A 16,015-nucleotide genomic window follows, 5' to 3' on the forward strand; every position below is an offset into this window, starting at 1 on the left:
CCCCAACAACGCCTAACCCCCGAACCCCCGCAAACAACACGCAGGACTGGAGTACAGCCGTGGAATACCGTTTGCTGGGACGCTCAGGGCTGCGAGTGTCGGCCTTGTCTCTGGGCACCATGACCTTCGGAGGCAAAGACGTCTTCGGCAACGTCGGCAACACCGACGTTGCCGGTGCAAAGAGGCAGATCGACATGAGCCTCGACGCCGGTGTGAACCTGATCGACACCGCCGACATGTACTCCGGCGGAGCCTCCGAGGAGATTCTCGGACAAGCCCTCGCCGGCAGGCGTGACAGAGTCCTGATCTCGTCCAAGGTACGACTGCCGATGGGCGACGGACCGAATGACGAGGGCCTGTCCCGGCATCACATCCTCCATCAGGCCGAGGCAAGCCTGCGAAGGCTCGGCACGGACCACCTGGACATTTACCACGTGCACCAGTGGGACGGCCTGACCCCTCTAGAGGAAACCATGCACGCGCTTGACAGCCTCGTGCGCTCTGGGAAGGTCCGGTACCTGGGCGTCTCGAACTATTCGGGCTGGCAGTTGATGAAGGCGCTGTGCACGGCCGACGCGCACGGGTACCAACGGTTCATCAGCAATCAGATCTACTACTCGTTGGAGTGCCGGGACGCGGAGTACGAACTTGTGCCCGTGTCCCTTGACCAAGGCCTCGGCATTCTCGTCTGGAGCCCGCTGGCCGGCGGCTTGCTGACGGGCAAGTACCGACGTGACCAGCAACCGGCCGACGGCCGTCACTTGACCGAATGGTCCGAGCCTCCCGTGCGCGACGAGCACAAGCTCTACGACACCATTGAGACCATCGTGGACATCGCCTCCGTGCACGGCACCTCACCAGCCCAGGTCGCCCTGGCTTACCTGCTGGCCAAACCGGGCGTGACGTCGCTGGTCGTCGGAGCCCGCAAGAACGAGCAACTGGCAGACAACCTCGGCGCGATCAATCTGCATCTGGCCCAAGAGGACATCGACCGGCTCGACAAGGTAAGTGCGCCACACCTGATCTACCCCCATTGGCACCAGGCCAACTTGGTCTCCTCCCGTTTCAGCGAACCGGACATGGCGCTGCACCGTCCGGCCAGGTGAGACCCTGGGTTCGTGGGGTCGCTTCGCGACGCCAGCGGATCAGCGACGCGTAGGCGCGAGTGCAGACGGACGTCCTGTGCCGGGCACCCGGGGACCGTTGCCCCGGGTGCCCGCCACATTCCTGTGCGCCTTCCCGATCAACCACTACCGCACGGTGTCGTTACCTACTACCCGGGTGCAGGTAGGCACTGTTGATCGTCTGCCGCACACCATTGCCCGTTGCATCCGTCGCAGTGACCCGCAGTGTCACGTAGGCGTCGCCACGTATCCGCGACGGCCGTTCGACGGTTGCGGTGACGTGCTTATCGCCACGGCGGTCAGTGCGAGCGGTTGTCCAGGTCTTCCCGTTGTCGTACGAGGCCTCGACGTTGACCGTCACGCCCCTCGGGGCAGCCAGGCCGTCGGGCATGCGGACGTCAATACCGAGAGAGTGCGTGCGCTGCGGGCCCACGGCGTTGCGCTGGTCCACCGCCACCGAATAGTCGACCTGGAGCAGCGGAAGCAGGGTCTCGCGCGTTGCGGTATCCGAACGGAACGTCCAGGACGTTTCGGTGCTGGTGCTGAACTGCCAGTCGTCGGAGTTACGCGCAGTGCTCAGGTCCAACCGGTAACCGGCTTCGCCCGAAGGCACCTCGAAGTCGCCCCACGCCCCGTTGTCGGATTCCGCGAGGCGATGACCGTTCCTGAACAGTTCCGCGTGGGCCACGTCGTCTGCGCTGGCCGACCGGGTGCCGATGCCGCCGGACGCGTCATGCTCGGCGAAGGACCAGTGGCCGGCACCGGAGTCAGTGAACTCCGGAATGTGGAAGGACATGGTGTCGCCGTTGCGTGCCGAGGCGGGCCAGCCCGCCAGACCGCGCGGGATCGACGGCCGCACGGGAGCTGCGAACCACTGTTCAGTGGAGTGCTGTCCAGGCCGGTAGGTGTGTGTTGCGTCCTGCATGCCGGCAGATAGTGCAATGTCGCGGTAAGGAACGACGTTGTGGTGCACAGTGTGCCTCCACAGCGTGTCCCCAGCCGACACATATTCGACGCGGTCCTGCCCCATCGGCACGTAGCGGCTGTGGTGCATGTCCAACACGATGAGGCTCGGCTGCGACGGCCGCCAGCCGAAGCGCTGCTCGCTGCCCCATGCGGCGGCACCGGTACGCGTGTAGGTGCTGTTCACCACCGCGCTGTTCCGGTCGGAGACCGTGTACACCACGCGCTCGGGTACGCGTCCCTTGGAAACCTGCATCACGTCATACAGGTAGGGGCTGCGCACTGTTCCGGTGAACTCGACCGTGATGGTGCGCTTCCTGGCTCGCTCCAGCAGGTCGGTCCCTTCCGCCGTCCCGGCACGCACGACGGGCAGAGGCAGCCTCTCACCTTCCGGAACCCACACAGTCCAGGGATAGAAGGACTCGGGCATAACGAACATCAGAGCCGTGGCGCCCGCGTCCGCGGCAGCCTGCGCCAGTTCCTGCTCCTTACCGAAGTTGAAGCGAATGACGGCGAGCTTTCCGCGCACGCGGGCAGCCTTCAGCTCGGCTGCCGTACCCGCACCGGCGTCCACTGCGGTCAGGCGGACACCCTTGTCATCGAAGACCGGGGAAGCCGGCACGTAGTACGGGGTGAAGGCCGCTGCAGCACCCGAGGCCTTCGCCCGGAGTTGCGGTGCCGTCATCTGCCAGCGCGAGGCGAACTCGAATTCACCATCGGTGACCTCAGCCGTGGGGCTGACGTAGATGCGCTTGAAGACGTCGAAGGCCATCACGCCCTGGCTGAGGCCCCTACCGTCGATGCTGCGGTACATGCTGTAACTGAGAGGGCCATGCTGCTCGGCAGGCTTGGGCGTGCGTATCTCCACCTTGGTGACCCGAGAGGCGTCGAGCGTCACCGTCATGTCCCTGGTCACCTTCACCTGCGGATTGACGACCTCGACCAGTTCCTGCCCGTCGGCAGCTCGCTCCTGCATGGGGAGGTTCAGCTGGTAGGTACCCTCCTCAACCTCTGCCACCGCGGGTTCCAAGCTGGTGTATGTGGCGTATCCGTCAGCACCCCAGATTGTCGGGAGGGCCGGCATGACCTTGCCATCACGGTCGCGGGAGACCACCGTGAGCCGGTGCAGTGGGGCCCGCACCACAAGAGAAGCCGTGGTGTGGGCAAGCACCTTTCCGTCCGCACCAGTGGCGGTGATGTAGCCGTAGTAGTTGCCACGAGTTGCGTCCGCGGCATCCGTGCGCAGCGGCACATCAGCGGCAGCACCGGGGGCCAGATGCACACTGGTCGAATGGGGTGCGATGACGCTGCCGGGCAGCGCACGCCCCGTCTCCGTGGCCAGGGCGACAGACAACTTCAGGTCGAGGGGCTTGTCACTGGTGTTGGTGTAGCGCAGGGTCGCCGCCTGCGGCAGACCGCCAGTGCCGCCCGTCTGCAGGGCAGGCAGGCTGACAGTCCCGGTGGCCGTGAGCGGGCCGCCGGCCGTGGCCAGGTCGATGCGGCCGCCGCCCTGCTCGGTCACCTTGGTGCCGGGCACAGTGTGGGCGGTACTGATGAGCGCGTCCTTGAGCTGCTGCGCGCCCCAGTCCTGGTGCTGCTGCGCCAGCAGTGCGGCGGCACCGGCGACGTGCGGGGTGGCCATGGACGTGCCGGAGGCTGAGGTGTAGTTGGCGTCGATCGGGGTGCCCATGGTGGTGCCCGCGGCGCGGGCAGCGACGATGCCGACGCCCGGTGCGGTGACGTCGGGCTTGACCGCCTGGTCGCCGAAGCGGGGGCCGCGGCTGGAGAAGTCGGCGAGGGAGTCGTCCCGGTCGACGGCGCCGACGGTCAGCGCCGCGTCGGCCGCGCCCGGCGAACCGACGGTGGACGGCCCCGGGCCGGCGTTGCCCGCGGCCACGACGAAGAGCGCATTCGAGGAGGCGGTCAAGGCGTTGACAGCCTGGCTCATCGGGTCGGTGCCGTCGGTCTCCATGTCTGCGCCGAGGCTCATGTTGACGATCTTGGCGTGCTCGGCAACGGCCCACTCCATGCCGTCGATGACCTGGGACTCGGAGCCGGAGCCGTCGTCGCCGAGCACCTTGCCGATCAGCAGGTCGGCCTTGGGCGCCACGCCCCGCCGGGTGCCTGATGAGGCTGCGCCGGTGCCGCCGACGGTGGCGGCGACATGGGTGCCGTGGCCGAAGTGGTCTTCTGTATTCGCGCTGCCGGAGAAGTCCTTTGACTCGGTAATCCGGCCGGCCAGGTCCGGGTGGTGGGAGTCCGCACCGGTGTCCAGCACGGCCACCTTGACGCCCTGGCCCTCGTACCCGGCTTTCCAGGCGGTGGGGGCGTTGATCTGCGCCGTGCTCCGGTCGAGTACCGGAGCCACCTTGCCGTCCAGCCAGATTCGGGGGGTCGCGGCGACGCGGGCAGCGGCCTTGGCGTCGCCTCGGTTCAGCGTCTTCCAGAAGGCGCCGAGGTCGTCGTCCGCCACCTGCAGCGATCGCGCGCCGATGCTGTCCAGCCGGCGTTCGGGGGCCGAAGTCGCGTTGAATGCGGCGATCCGATCTGCAACGGCAGCCGCTGCTTCCGCGCTCTTCGCGGTCACCTTGGCACTGTCCGACCGCGGGGCTGCCGAGACGATCAACGGCAGCGACGATGCCCGGTCCTCGTCGTACCCCTGGGCGATAAGGTCGGTGACCTCGAAGAGGCGACGGTCCAGCGTCCCGCCTGCGACCAAGTCCGCGGCGTCCGAGGGCAGCACGGTCAGCGGGCCGCCGTCTTCCTCGAATGTGCGAAAGACGATGCTCTCACGGCCCGGACCGGGCTCCACAGACGCGGTACGACGGCCGTCGGTGCCAGGTGTCACCGTCACCCGGTCGCCGGTTATAAGTCGCACGCTGGCAGAGCGGCTTCCCGGCGCGGCGACAGGATTGGCCGCGCTCTCCTCAGACGGCCGGGCGAAGGCGGACGGTACGCCCCCGGCAGTCAGCAGCAATCCCGTCGATATCGCCGCCGTCAGGCGGATCCATGCCATCAGCCAAGCACCCTTTTTGGTATGGCTGGACATCGCCTGCCGATGGCTCGATCGATCCATCACCAGCAGATGCCACAGCTTTGATGAAGCGCACTGCACCGCGAACTCGTTCTCATAAGAGATGAACCGCAACAGGATCCATGAGCGACTCACGGAGGGCAGGCGGGCCACAATTCACGTCGAAGAAGGCGTGTGGGCGGTCCGAGCAGATCACACTCGGCATCGGGCTCCATCGAAATGAGCCGCAACCTACCGGACACTCGACCCGCGTGCCAGAATCCTCACTACGCTGTGCCGGTGAGTAACAGATCGCCATTCCGGCCGGGGCCTTGAAGTGGCCAAAGCAAATAGGATCTCACTTACCGGACTCGCGATCTCCGTCGGCATGGCTCTGACCTATACCGGACCTTGCAAACTCACACACGGCTCCTGCGGCGCATGTGCTGACGAACCAGGCGACCCGCTGAAACACACCTGGGGGTAGGGATCTGGGCGGATCGCTGGAAGCCTGACCGATCCTAGAGAGCACTTGCGCACGCGGATAGACCACCGAGGTCACTCAGTTGTAGATCAGCGACAGCCAACAGGACTGACATCCCGCACTGTCGGCGGGTGTGCTGCTGCCCACACCTCTGCGACTTGTGTCTCTGATCGCCAGGTGGCGAACGCAATCCGCAACAGTCTTCTCGGCCTGACGGCGCCCCGCGTCAACACACCTGGCGTCTCAGATCCGCTCGCAAAGTCAACCCAGGTCGGGCGAGGCGCGAAACGCCCCCAGCGTTCACGCCTCGTCGCCATTCCCCCCGACGAGATATGCCGGAGAGGCAGCAATCTCACGCCAAAAATCAATGATCATACGCTCAAACCGCAACCCCACCTCCACGGTTGCCCGCTGGGGCGAGCCTGCTGGCAGAGTTCCGGAGGCAACCAACCGCTCGTACTCCTCCAGTCGGCCCTCGTGAGCCCGGATCTGCTCGGCTGCGAGCCCGCTGATCGCTTCAACCGTGTCGGCGGTGTCAGTCGCATCCTTACCACACGTCTGGGGCTGAAAGTAAAGCCTCAGCAATCCCTCGTCGTGGATCTCGGTGGTCGCCTGCGTCGGGGCAGCAAGCCACCGGCACAGCTCCTGTCGCCCCTCCTCGGTCAGTGACAAGGTGCGCCGATGACGGCCCCCAACCTCTTGATGCTCAGCGACCAGCCCGCGCCGCGCCAGCCGTCCCGCCTCCGCATACAGCTGCGAGCGGGGGAAACCCCAGAAGTATCCAATGCTCTGACGGATCCTCTGATCAAGCTGGTAGGCGGTCGATCCGCCGTGCCGGCTCAGCAGGCCGAGGACGACATAGGCACTGACCGGCAGTGCGGTGGGCATCGCTGTCTCCCGATTCAGACCAACCATCTAAAAACTAATATTCCCGCATAAACGTCCACACCGTACCATGGAATTTGACGGTGCAAGGGAATCAACGCGACTACCGCAAGTTATCCGGCCCGAGGGACGCCCTATTGGACGCACAACCATGGCCGTCCGCCACCCCCTAGAAATGCAGTGGAGTCCAGCGCCAGTCCGTCATGCCGAGCAATTGACGGCACTTCTGCACGCAGTTCATCGGCAGTCCCGGACTGATCCTCCCTGCAAGGCACTACACCTACTCAGCGCCTACAACCTCACCGTCTGGTGCGATCTGGCAGACAGGCTCGGTCCAAGTACATCGGCCGGATCGTGGCAGGGTGACACCGACAGCACGCATTCCTCGTGCTCCCGGCACGGCGGCAACGACGACCTCCACGACGATGCGGACTACCCGATCTCGTCGTCGGCGATCCAGTTGCCGTGGAAGCCGAAGGGCACGCGACGCGGCAGGTGGACCCGGGCCACCGGGGCGGCGGCAATGTCGGCCGCGTCGAGCACGACCAGTTCCGCCCGGTTCACGCCCTCGTCGTGGACGACGGAGAGGATCCAGCCGTCGTCCTCGCCCGCGGCGTCCGCTCGTGGCACAAAGGCGGGCTCCATGGTGACCCGGCCCGGCCCGTAGTCATGGGTCGCGGCTTCCCCGGTGTGGGTGTCGACCTTGACCAGCGGTCCCGCGCCGAATCCCTCGGTGCGGCTGCGCTCCACGTCGTCGGTGATCATCAGTGCGTGGGCACCGAATCCGGCGAACCATCCGTAGCGGTGCGGACGGCCGGTCAACGCACGGTCGATGCGCGGGAACTCGACCCGGTAATGGCTGATCAGCTCCTCGTTGACGGTGCCCAGCGCGGGGTTCACCGTCCAGCGCACCAGCGTCGGCTCGGCGTCGCCCGGTCCCAGCACGTCCCGGGCGAACATCTCGTCGTAGCGGATGACGTCCATGGTCAGTGAGCCGTCGGCGTTGTCGTAGGCGTTGAGGACGTGGAAGACGAAGCAGAGTGGCGCCTCGACCCACCGCACCTGGCCGGCCGTGCCGCCGACGGGGAGGACTCCGACCCGCGGAGGGTGGCTGTCGTCCCAGGTGTAGGGCAGGTTGGAGACCGGTTCTCCGGCCCGCGCGCGGCGCTCGGCGGCGGCCACGGTGACCGGGAGGTCCAGCACCACGACGCGGGTCTCGGTCAGCGCCATGTCGTGGACCATGGGCCCGTCGGCGGCCTCGATGTCGGCGCAGTGCCTGGCCTCACCGTCCGCGCCGATCACGACATACCGGACGGCCCTGAAGCGCGGGTTGTAGGTCATGGCGTGCATGGCACCGGTCGCGGGATCGGTCTTCGGATGGGCGGTGAAGCCCCGGCTGAGGGCTCCGTCGCAGTCCCAGACGGCCATGCGGGCGAGGTCGGGGCAGATCTGCACCGGCGGCTTGCCGGCCTCCACGAGGGTGAGGATGCGTCCGGCGTGGCTCACGACGTTGGTGTTCGGCGAGCCGCGGTCGCTCGTGACGAACCGGCTGCGGTACCACTCGGCCTCGCCGTCGCGCAGCCGGATGCCGTGCACCAGCCCGGCTCCGGTGAACCAGTGGTGGGTGGCGGGGTCGGCGTCGCCGCGCGGGTTCGGCCCGATGCGCAGGTAGCGGCCGTTCAGATCACGCGGCAGCTCACCGGTGACGGACAGATCGGTGGTGCTCACCTCCTCCGCCAGGGGCGCGTAGTTGCCCTCGAGATACCGGTTCGCCGGATCCGCGCCGCTCATCGTGCCGCCTTCCCGTGGGGGTGGCTCAACACATGCCCCGACCGCAAGTGGTAGCTGGGGTAGTGGAGCCAGGTAAGTCGCCAGTACGCGAAAGCCCGTCAACGATCTTGGATTCGGCGCCCATGACGAGCTCGCAGGGACCGACACTGGTGAGGGGCCAAGCAACTGAGCAGCACTAAAGGCAGCACTGCTACTACAAAACCAAACTAACTCTAATGTACCTCTGCGCAGAATTGTCGTCACTCCGAAGCGGGTGCAAGCCCCTGCCATGACTGGCGGCCGGGACCCATGCCGTCCATTGCCTGGGCCCACGATCGGCCGGAACAGATCGCGCGCTGGCACCGGAGACGGATCAGTCGCCGTCAGCGACCGATCCCCGGCAGTCAGCCCGGTACGTCATAGGACCGGTTCCAGCCAGTTTCGGCAACGGCATAAACCTCCGGATCATCGCAAATTATTTCTTGTATCCGTCGCCCGATTTCTTCCATGGGCGTACTCATCGGCTGATCGGAAACCATTGGATGCGCTGCCGAAATCTGCAGGCTCACCATGAGAATCCAGGCATCCTGTCGAGTGAGGCTGAACGCGACCGGAGGCATATCCTGCCATCGCGCATATGCGCTGGTCATCAACTCCACGCCCGCCGCATCACGTTCACCCCGATCCGCGTCCACAACAGGCCTCCTCTGCACCTTGAATTAATGAAACTTTGAATTGACGGCTGCCGAATTCACTTCCGCGGTCGACAATCACGCCGAGGTTTCACGGTCAGGCTGGACGACGATGTGGTCGGGTTCGAGGTCAAGAAGGACACGGTTGCGGATGTCCAGTGCTGTGGTGAAGTCGCGCGGCAGTTGGAGGCGGCCGGTGCGGTCCACTGTGGCGAATTCGCGAGCATGGGTGGTGGTGTTGCCTTGATCGTCGGTGGTGGTGTGACGCAGGGTCTCGGACGCGGTGCGGCCGTCTCGAATGGCGACGGTGCGGTCCACCGCCTGGGCGACGGCCTGGTCGTGTGTGACGATGACGACGGTGGTGCCCAATTCCTGGTTGGCGCTGCGAAAGGCTGCAAACACCTGTTCGGCGGTGGCGGAGTCAAGTTGACCAGTGGGCTCGTCGGCCAGGAGCAACGCGGGCTGGTTGGCCAGGGCGACGGCAATGGCAGTGCGTTGCTGCTCACCGCCGGACATCTGCTGCGGGCGACTGTCGGCACGGTGGGCTACACCGACCAGATCCAGGAGTTCCCAAGCCCGGGCGCTGCGGTCCTTGCGGCTCTTGCCAGTGCCGGCCAGGCGCATGGGCAGGACGACGTTCTGCAGGGCGGTGAGGTACGGCAGGAGATTGCGGGACGTCTGCTGCCAGACGAAGCCCACGACTTCACGCTGATAGCGCAGGCGGGCACGGCCGTCCAGGGCGAGCAGGTCGTAGCTGGCTACGGAGGCGGCACCAGCAGTGGGCGTGTCCAGTCCTGCCAGGACATTGAGCAAAGTGGACTTACCTGATCCCGAGGCGCCGACCAAGGCCATGAGTTCACCACGTGCAACCAGGAGGTCCAGACCCTGCAGTGCCTGAACCTCGACGCCCTGGGCCGTGAAAATGCGCACCAAGCGGTCGCAGACGATAAGTGCGTCGTGTCCGTAAGCGGGGAGATCGCGGTTGGCCGCGACACGTCGTTCGAGTTCCGCCAGGGTCACTCCGCCTCCCTCAGGACTGCCGGCGGAGTTGCTAGGCGAGTTGGTCTTGTACGTCATGATCGGTCCCCGATCCGCAGTTCCGTTCCTTCGCCACGCCGCCCCGTGGCCCAGGCTTGTACCGCCAGGACCGCACAAGCCAGTGAGACGAGCGCGACCGATGGCAGGAGCAGGGACCCCAGGTCGGTGCGCAGTACCGCTGCCGAGATGTCGGTAGCGGGTGAGGTGGTCGTGAAGGCCAACGCCTTCAAGTCGATGCCTGGCCGCAGCAACCGGACGGTGGCCAAGCCGACGAGGATGCCACCGATCGCCCCGAGCACGATCTGTGGCAGCATCTCCAGGACCGCCAACGACTGCCGTTGACGGTTGGTCATGCCCATCGTGCGCAATCTGGCCAGCAGCGTCCTCCGCTGAGGGGCGTTGTGGAGCAGCGACAACAGAAGTCCCAAAGCACTGAACACAGCAGCAGCCGCGACCGCCGCCAGGTACAGCTTCCGCGCACCTGCCTGCAACGCAGTCGTACTTCCGTATGCATCCCGCTCCTCCAAACGGAGCAGGACCCGCGCCTCGGGCGCGGAATCGCGTACGGCCTCACGCAAAGCCATGCCGTCGATCTCGGCGCCGGTGACGAAAAGCGTTGTCGGCCGGGTTGCTGCTGCAGCCGCACGAGGATGCGCCCGACGTACTGATGCCTCAGAGATGATCAGGAACTCGCGACCCGCGATGGCCGGGGTCGCATCCACCGTGCCTGCAATCTGGACCTCGATCCCCGCCGTCACAGAGGTTTTGATGATCGTACGGTGGCCGAGCTCCCGAGCGATACGCGGTGAAGCAATGACGGGAGCCGGGCCCCGGCCGGGGTCGTCCAGCGCTGTCGCCTGGAACGACTCCCCCACGCGGGTGTATTCGGACAGGCGTGCGTAGCGTTCCGGGTCCACAACAGCGATGTCATATCTCGTGCCTGTCGCCATCACTGTCTGCCCGGTCTCCACACGTACCCCAAGCATGTCATGCACACCGCGAACGTGACGGACACGTGAATCCAGTCCCTTCGGCAGGGCGACGTACGACTGCACGCGCGCATCCGCACCGACCTTGACCACCGCCGCGTGGTCGCGCCCGTTCGCGACGCCCGCAAGGACGGAACCTCCGAAGGACGCCACAGCCAGGGCGATCAATACCGTCACCAGCGGCAATGCCGCAGTCGAGGGAGCGCGTCCCGCGCTCGCGATGCCGATCTGAAGAAGAGCGCCCTTCAAGCGCGTTGCAGGACGCCCCATGAGCCGTACAGGCAGCGGGTACACACGCAGGAGAACCAGCGCAGCGATCACCGCGACCAGGACCGGAGCCGCAGCCATGAGGAGGTCCGCACCACCGTCGGTCCCCCTGCGGCGCAACGAGAAGACCGCACCAGCCACGACGACGGCGACCGCCAATTCGGCCACGGTCCTGCGTCGCGACGGACGCGCCGCAACCAGATCCTCCCGCTGCTCGCGCCGAAGTCTGCGGGCGGCCGCGACGCCACGTAGCGGCAGCCCGACGCAGGACAAAATGGCCACGACCGCCGCCGCAAGTGCAGCGAATCCCCAGCGCTCGGTGGGCACCACAAGCAATGCCACTGTCAGTCCCAGAGCCGCTGACGGCAGCGCGACCACCGCGCTCTCGCCAAGTAGTTGGGCGCCCAGGCCCGGCAGGGCAATGCCCCGGGCGCGCAGCAGCTTCAACTCGGCGCGCCTACGGGCCACCTGGAGCCCGGCGGCCATCAGGAGCACGAGCACCGCGACTGTACCGACACCCACGGCAGCGACCAGAATGAGCGGTTGAACCGCAGCACGCTCACGAAGAAAGGGCGCCAACGACGCCCCCAGACCGTCCTCCTCCACAGTCAGGGCACGCTGCTGAGTCAAGGCCTGCAGCCTGGCAGAGCCAGGGCCGGCGTTGAGTGCGGAGATCTGGGCTTGGACCGCAGGGACGTCGCGCGCGGTGAGCCTGTCAATGGCGGCCGGATGGTGCCAGTACGCCACGGCGCCACTGTTAAGGCGGAGCAGGGCGCTCGTGGCACTCGGGGCGATCAGCGCTGTGAAATGCCAGTAGGCGACTACCTCTGGGTAAACGCTCGGCTTCACGATGCGAGCCGGCGCGCGCAGGGCCGGCTCTGCGTTCCAGTACGCGGCCTGCGGAGAGCGGGGGGTCACGATACCGGTGATCCGGATCGTCAGCTTCGAGCCGGCCACATCCATCAGATGGACCGCTGATCCGGTGTGCAGCCCCATGCGCTTGGCGGTGCGGTCGGTGACAACAGCCTCGACTGCCCCACTGTCCTTGTCACCGGACCGTGGCAGTCGCCCGGCTACCACCCGTACGTTCCGTTCAACGTTCGGCTGCGTGACCAGCGTCATCCGGGGATCAAGTTGCGGATGCTTTCCCAGCCTGGGCAAGCCGGGGTCCTTGGCCGGGATTTCGTCCCCGCTGCGCACCCCGTAAACCGTCTGGCCCCCGTCCAGCACCAACGGTGGACGAATGACTTGCTGGAAAGCTGCCTCGCGCTTGCCAAGGGCATCCGGCGTGAGCAATGCCTCGGCATTGTTGGGGGTCGACAGCCGCGACACCTTCTGTGACATCGTAACGCTGCGGGCCGCTACGGGTGCCTGACGCAACGTGTCACGCAGTGCGTCGTTCTCGTATCTATCCATAGCTCGGGGCAATGCAGCCGCCATGAACGCCGTCATCATCACAAGCGCGGCGGTTGCGGCCGTCCAGCCGGGCGCGGACAGCAATCGCGTACGGATCCACGAAACGTCACCGTTACCGCCGCCGCGAAGCCGAGGTTCGGCCATGTCATTCCCCTCCCTGACGGCGCAGCGCCTGCACCGGATCCGCAGAGCGCAACGCCATCAATCCCACGACCAGCAGTGGCGCGGCTGCAACGACGAGGAGCAGTGTGGCCAGCGAACCGATCGGGAATTCGACGAGAACCGCGGGGACGGGTGCGTCTGCCTTGGCCGTGAGCACAATCAGCGGGACCACCAGCCGGGTCAGCAGCCCACCGAGCACCGCCCCTACTCCCACTGCTACGAGCACCAGCAACCCCTGCTCGACTGCGACGACCCGCGCCAGCGCCCTGCGCGCAGCACCAAGTGCGCCCAGGAGTGCCATTTCCTGCGCGCGCTCGCGCATCGTGCTGGCCGCAGCAGCGGCAAAACCCACTGACGCCAGCACCGCCGCCGCCAAAGCCACTGCGAGCAGAGCCGACAGGGGCCCGGCGCCCAGTGGATCGCGCTGCAACTGCACCCGCACTTCGTCACGCACAAGCATGGAAGTGATGTCGCCACGTGCCCGCAGCGCAGCCGCCACTTGCGGCGCAGCACCCTGCGCGGTCGCGATCCACCACTCGCCCGGCTGCAGACCGGTTTGGTCGAGCCCCGCAAGGGCCCGGTTTACCGTGCGGAGGTCCACAAGCAGGGCCCCGCCGTCGGTGTCGGCAGACGCAGCAAAGGTAGTCGGTAGGGCACGTACCGCCGCGTTGACGCGTACATTCAGTTTCTCACCGCCGATGTCAACGTTCACGGCGTCGCCCACGTGAGCGTTGACCGCGCGCAGGAACGCATCAGTGGCCAGCGCAGGCACGGGGTCCTTCAGAGATGCGCCGACCTGGAGGCTGACCACGGCACCCCACGAACCGGGCGAACCGTAAGCCTGCAGGGGGTCCTCACCTGTGTCATACCGCACGGACAGAAGCCCGTCGCCCGCTGAACTTGGCGTCTCCACCTGCATTTCTCGCTGCTCGCTCCCTGTCTCCTCCTGCACGGCCGAGGCGCCAGTCAGGGACTTGGCGGACCACGGGGCGTCGTCGGTGACAGGCACCGCCTTGGTATTGCCGTCGGAGGTGACCGCAGTCAGCGCGGTGACCGTGAGCCGGTGCTCCTCAGCGTGCGGAGGCACGCGATAGCCAGCCTTTAGAGAGGTGAGGCGCAGTGGCCCGGCCGGCCCGGCACTCAATGCGGGCCCGGTCTCGGCGGCGAAGTCCGCCTCCAGTATGTGTTGCTCGCCGTCCGCGGGTACGTCTCCCAGTGCAAAGCCGTAGGGCGTGCCGTAGCGGTCGGTGAATGTGGCTGACATCCGGTCCGTTACGGTGCCCTTGATGTGCTTGCCATGCGGGCCCGAGGCTTGCAACCGCACGGCGACTCTCAACCGTGTAGTGTCCTTCGGCACCGTGAACCATCCGGCATCGCGGGCAGTAGCGTAGTCCGCAGGCCGTAGGGCCTTCTGCAGGTCCAAGGACCTGTCCCTCAGGTCTTTGCGGAACGACATTGTGTCGGCGGCAACTGCGCTGTCCATCGCCAGGACGCTCACCTCGCGGTCGCCCGGGAGAGGCGTCAGCGTACGGGCGACGGGGGTGATATGCCTGATCCCCGGCACGTGGTCGTACACGCCGCCCAGGCCAAAAGGGCTGGTGGAGGTGCCGGTGACTCGGACGTCGGAGCCCACGGCAAAGTCGGCTTGGTCGCTCTGAGAACGCGTCCAACTGGCGTTCTCACCGACTGCAAAGATGCCTATGGACGTGGCAAACACCAACAGGACCACCGGAGCGGTCCCTCGTCCGGGACGCCTGGCAAGCTGCCATCCGGTCAGGGCCATTGCCAACCCCCGGGCCCGCGCGGCTTGTCGCTCCCCGAGACGTGCAGCCAGCGGCAGCAGGCGCAGCGCGAGCACCGCGCCCGCCAACAGACACAGCGCGGGCGCAACGACCAGGATCGGATCCACTCCCAGGGCGCCTCCGGTACCGACGGTGAGCGTGCCTGCCCCAGCGCCCCTTCGGGAAAGCTGCCAGAAAGCAAGAACGGCGACGACCAGTAGGGCAAGCTCGGCACCGGTCCGCAGTGCGCCGGGAAGGGATCGTCGACCGACGCCAGCGCTGTGCTCACTCGAGTATGTTCCCGGGCGCCGCAACGACGGGCCCACAACAATAAGGGCGCACGCCGAGGAAGCTGCTGCGGACGCCCACCAGCCAGTGGAGGCGGACGGCTCCAATTGCACCTCTGCCCGCAACAGGGCACCGTGCCCGGCGAGCAGGCGCACCAGAGGACCCGCCAGCAAAGGCGCCACCACCATGGCAGGTACCGCCAAGACAAGCGCCTCGGTCACGGCAAGCCAGACAACACGAGAACGGGAACCACCGCGGGCCCGCAGCCACGCGGTCTCACCCGACCGCTCCGTGGCCAGCAGCCCGGCGACCAGCAGCAGCGCGAGTGCCGCCAGTAGCCCCACCTGTATCGCGCCGACGAGGAGAGAAGAGCGGCTTACGAGGAGGCTTCGCTGCAGTTCGTCCAGAAGTTGCGGAAGCTCACTGGTGGCGACGACACCGCTGTCAGGCTTCAGATGGCCGAGCCGCTCCACAGCCTGACGGACGCTGCGACCGAGTTCGTCGATGCGAGCGGTCGTGACACTGGTCACATCAGGATGTCCCTGCCAGACCTGTTCGGCCATCGGGACATCGCCTGAAGTGAAAGCCGCTCGATCGACGAGCATGGGGCCGTAAGTGGTGAACGACAGCGTTCGCACACCACGACCACCAAGGGAATCCAGTCGCCAGTAGGAGGACAATGGTTCGACCGGCCGGTAGGTCCCTGTCAGCATCACCTTCAGAGTCCCGCCACCCAGCCGGTCCGCGAGGACGACCGAGTCACCGGGGCGCAGCTTCAGTGCGCTGGCGGCGGTCTCCGGGAGTGCCATCGGTATCGGGCCGTCCCCAAGCGGGGGGCCAGGCAGCGTTCCGGTGACCGGCGTCACCTGGGACAGGTCGAGCGTGGCAAGCAGGGTGAGGTTCGGGTCGTCGGTGTCCGGGGCGCCCGACTGACGAGGTACAGGCAGTGAGCTCTTTCAAAGTGGCCACCGATCGGATGACGTCTCAAACGACTGCTCTCCGCGGCACACTACAAGCGGCCCTGCTTGTGGCCCGGTCAACGTTCGCGACAGCGTCACCCGTTCGAGCCTCGGCTGAAAGGGCTCAGTGCATAGGCACCGGAGCGGATACTCGAAGCGACCGTCACCGGCAGCCCGGCATAGG

At 66.5% G+C, this 16,015-nt stretch carries 8 protein-coding genes; 1 reads left to right on the forward strand and 7 read right to left on the reverse strand.

Annotated elements, in window-relative coordinates; translation table 11 throughout:
• Positions 1–59 precede the first annotated feature (59 nt).
• A complete protein-coding gene (locus tag PV350_RS13525) occupies positions 60–1,106 on the forward strand; it encodes an aldo/keto reductase (RefSeq protein WP_500333914.1) in 1,047 nt (348 codons plus the stop codon).
• Positions 1,107–1,266: 160 nt separating this feature from the next.
• Here the strand turns inward: PV350_RS13525 and PV350_RS13530 are convergent, their stop codons facing one another.
• From PV350_RS13530 to PV350_RS13560, 7 genes are all read right to left on the reverse strand, one after another.
• Positions 1,267–5,235: a S8 family peptidase gene (locus PV350_RS13530; RefSeq protein WP_500333916.1), complete on the reverse strand. Its 3,969-nt coding sequence runs from the start codon at positions 5,233–5,235 to the stop codon at positions 1,267–1,269.
• A 649-nt stretch (positions 5,236–5,884) separates the two neighbouring features.
• Positions 5,885–6,472, reverse strand: a complete 588-nt coding sequence (locus PV350_RS13535) for a PadR family transcriptional regulator (protein WP_500333918.1) — start codon at positions 6,470–6,472, stop codon at positions 5,885–5,887.
• A gap of 429 nt (positions 6,473–6,901) precedes the next feature.
• Positions 6,902–8,260, reverse strand: coding sequence for a carotenoid oxygenase family protein (locus PV350_RS13540; RefSeq protein WP_500333920.1), 1,359 nt, complete (start codon positions 8,258–8,260; stop codon positions 6,902–6,904).
• 383 nt (positions 8,261–8,643) lie between these two features.
• Positions 8,644–8,934, reverse strand: a complete 291-nt coding sequence (locus PV350_RS13545) for a hypothetical protein (RefSeq protein ID WP_500333922.1) — start codon at positions 8,932–8,934, stop codon at positions 8,644–8,646.
• A 75-nt stretch (positions 8,935–9,009) separates the two neighbouring features.
• Positions 9,010–10,008 (reverse strand): ABC transporter ATP-binding protein, encoded by a 999-nt coding sequence (locus PV350_RS13550; RefSeq protein WP_500333924.1) that lies wholly within the window; start codon positions 10,006–10,008, stop codon positions 9,010–9,012.
• Positions 10,005–12,785 (reverse strand): FtsX-like permease family protein, encoded by a 2,781-nt coding sequence (locus PV350_RS13555; RefSeq protein WP_500333925.1) that lies wholly within the window; start codon positions 12,783–12,785, stop codon positions 10,005–10,007. Before PV350_RS13555 ends, PV350_RS13550 begins: the two co-directional genes overlap by 4 nt.
• 1 nt (position 12,786) lies before the next feature.
• A complete protein-coding gene (locus tag PV350_RS13560) occupies positions 12,787–15,681 on the reverse strand; it encodes an FtsX-like permease family protein (protein ID WP_500333927.1) in 2,895 nt (964 codons plus the stop codon).
• Positions 15,682–16,015 lie beyond the last annotated feature (334 nt).

This window comes from Streptomyces sp. PA03-6a (assembly GCF_033792765.1).
Taxonomy (GTDB): Bacteria; Actinomycetota; Actinomycetes; order Streptomycetales; family Streptomycetaceae; genus Actinacidiphila.